The organism is Helicobacter bilis ATCC 51630 (assembly GCF_000686565.1).
GTDB classification, from domain to species: domain Bacteria; phylum Campylobacterota; class Campylobacteria; order Campylobacterales; family Helicobacteraceae; genus Helicobacter_A; species Helicobacter_A bilis.
Window position 1 is genome coordinate 1 of sequence record NZ_JMKW01000099.1, and the last position, 2,227, is coordinate 2,227.

General features: G+C 28.9%; 6 protein-coding genes. 4 read left to right on the plus strand and 2 right to left on the minus strand.

The window, feature by feature from the left end; all coding sequences use genetic code 11:
- On the minus strand, positions 1-83 hold an 83-nt coding region (locus tag T368_RS15125), incomplete at its 3' end, for an AAA family ATPase (RefSeq protein ID WP_155266242.1).
- Between the two features lie 88 nt (positions 84-171).
- Here T368_RS15125 and T368_RS0111185 point away from each other — a divergent pair.
- The 4 genes from T368_RS0111185 to T368_RS0111200 are packed head-to-tail and all read left to right on the plus strand — an operon-like array spanning position 172 to position 1,835.
- Positions 172-834 (plus strand): ParA family protein, encoded by a 663-nt coding sequence (locus T368_RS0111185; protein WP_162164639.1) that lies wholly within the window; start codon positions 172-174, stop codon positions 832-834.
- Positions 821-1,114, plus strand: a complete 294-nt coding sequence (locus T368_RS0111190; RefSeq protein WP_004088254.1) for a hypothetical protein — start codon at positions 821-823, stop codon at positions 1,112-1,114. Before T368_RS0111185 ends, T368_RS0111190 begins: the two co-directional genes overlap by 14 nt.
- Positions 1,111-1,452 carry a hypothetical protein gene (locus T368_RS0111195; protein WP_004088255.1) on the plus strand — a complete coding sequence of 114 codons (342 nt, stop codon included), beginning with the start codon at positions 1,111-1,113 and terminating at the stop codon, positions 1,450-1,452. Before T368_RS0111190 ends, T368_RS0111195 begins: the two co-directional genes overlap by 4 nt.
- Positions 1,449-1,835 carry a hypothetical protein gene (locus T368_RS0111200; RefSeq protein ID WP_004088256.1) on the plus strand — a complete coding sequence of 129 codons (387 nt, stop codon included), beginning with the start codon at positions 1,449-1,451 and terminating at the stop codon, positions 1,833-1,835. Before T368_RS0111195 ends, T368_RS0111200 begins: the two co-directional genes overlap by 4 nt.
- 137 nt (positions 1,836-1,972) lie before the next feature.
- Here T368_RS0111200 and T368_RS16390 read toward each other — a convergent pair.
- Positions 1,973-2,227 (minus strand): hypothetical protein (locus T368_RS16390; protein ID WP_034595270.1); only part of this gene is annotated, 255 nt, incomplete at its 5' end.

Consider the following 2,227-nt stretch of genomic DNA (forward strand, 5'->3'; position numbering starts at 1 on the left):
TCTTCTGCAAGTCGTGCAGCAAGATTAACTGCTAGGGTTGTTTTACCGCTCCCGCCTTTTTCATTTACAATCGAAATAATCATGCACTAATCCTACGAATATTATTTATTCAACAAAGTGATATTGAATAGTTAATAACAATATATTATGCATATAATATATTGTTATTTAGTGAATCTCAATATAAAAATACATATACTATCCTTAATCCCAAAAGGCGGTGTTGGGAAAAGCACTATAGCTATAAATTTAGCACGCTTTTTCACACTCCAAACGCATGATATTTTACTGCTTGATACAGACCCTCAAAGAAGCGTATTTTTATGGCATTCATGCAGCAATGATAAAAGGCTGCAGGTAAAATATGCAAAAGAAACCAAAGAAATCAATACCATATTAAATCAACATAGATTCGTTATTGCAGATACTAGTGGTAGTGATAGGGGTATAAATGCGTTTTTGATTGAGCGTAGTGATGTATGTGTAATCCCTATAAACGTTGGTGCATTTAATATTATTATACTTAATTCAATCATAGATTATCTACAAAAGATTATGCATGTTAATAAGGATTTAAGGGCTTATATGATCATAAATAGGGCTAATTCAAATCCAAAAATCAAACAAATTGAAACATTAAAAGAGATTATTAAAAGCAAACAAAGCAATATATATCTTTTAAATAGCATTTTGTTTGAAAGGGTTGCATACCAACATGCTACAGATAATCAAGTAAGTTTATTTGATTATTGTAGAAGTAATGATAAAGCTTTGATTGAATTTAAAGACTTTTGTAATGAAATTTTAGTAAAGGAAATACATGGCAGTAAATAAACAAAAGATAATAGGCTTATCTGATATAAAAAACAAAGATTTTCTAAATTATTTAGGGGGTAATGCTAAATATAAGGATATACCTAGAGGTAGCATATATGGCTCAGTACATGTTAAATTAGATACAGAGACATTAAGGCGTTTGAATAATGCATCAAAGCTAACAAGGTTAACAAAGCAAGTCATAGCATATGATGCTATATTTAATTATTTAAGTTTTCTAGAAAAAGAATTAGGTGCAGATTTTAGTAGTTTTGATGAGGGAGAGGTAAAAAAATGAGAAAGTTTGTGTTGTCTTGCTTTTTATTTGTGAGTATGCATGCAGAGACGTGTTTTTGCTACAATAGTGAATTATGCGTCCAAGCACAAGCATTTTTAAGTGCATATAAAGGCTTTAAGTTTCATTATGAAAAACTGCTAAACAATGGTGCAAAGAAAGAGGATTTAAATCACATGGAAGAGGCTAGAAATAGACTAACACGTTCTTGCAATTATGCAAATGAGTTTTTAAGAAGGGACAAGATGTTATTTGAGGTGCGTATTTTGGATGAATGGAATATGAATTATGATGAGTATCAAAAGTTATGTAGAGAAGTAGTGAATATAGAGGTTAAATGAAAAAGTTAATTTTAGCGAGTTTATTAAGTGTTGGGGTAGCTTGTGCGTGTGATACTTTTGAGTGTGAAAGGTTTGTAGAATCAATGCACGATTTTGTAGAATTACACAATCTTAAAGAATTCAATGCAGATGTTTTTAAGAAAAAGATAGACGCGGCTACAGAAGCTTATAATATATCAAAAAGAATATGCGAAACATTTCTTAATTTAAATGTGAATGAAATTGTATCACTACAAACAAAGAATCCACATTTTGCAAATTTAAATGATGATTGGAATAAAAATTCTAACTATTTAAAAAGTTTTCTTAAGGCAAGAATTCGTTTAATAATTTTTGTATTTTTAGAAAACAATGAGAGATTTCTATCGTTGATATATAGATAATGATAATATAAAAAATTTTGTAGTAATGGCAAAAAATCTTACATAAAATTTATGTTTTTGTACTTTGAATTGCATTTTATTCACTAAAAAGTTTTATTCGAAAATACTCTGCTAATGTTAGATGTTTGTTTTTGCTTCTAATTCAAGTTTATTAGGTTTGCTTTGAATACAATAAAAGCATAAACTTTATCTCTTTTATCATTATTTTTAGTTCTACCGCGCTTTGTTTGCGCTAGTGTTTTTCCTTGTGCATGTGCTACAAAATTCTTGTTGATAGTTTTTATGTCTTTAAAAATTAAAAATGTTTTTATTGATGCAGCGATATATATTTGCAATATTGTGAATTGCTGAAGTTTTTTTGACCCCCTCCCAATAATAAACCAAATCCCAAT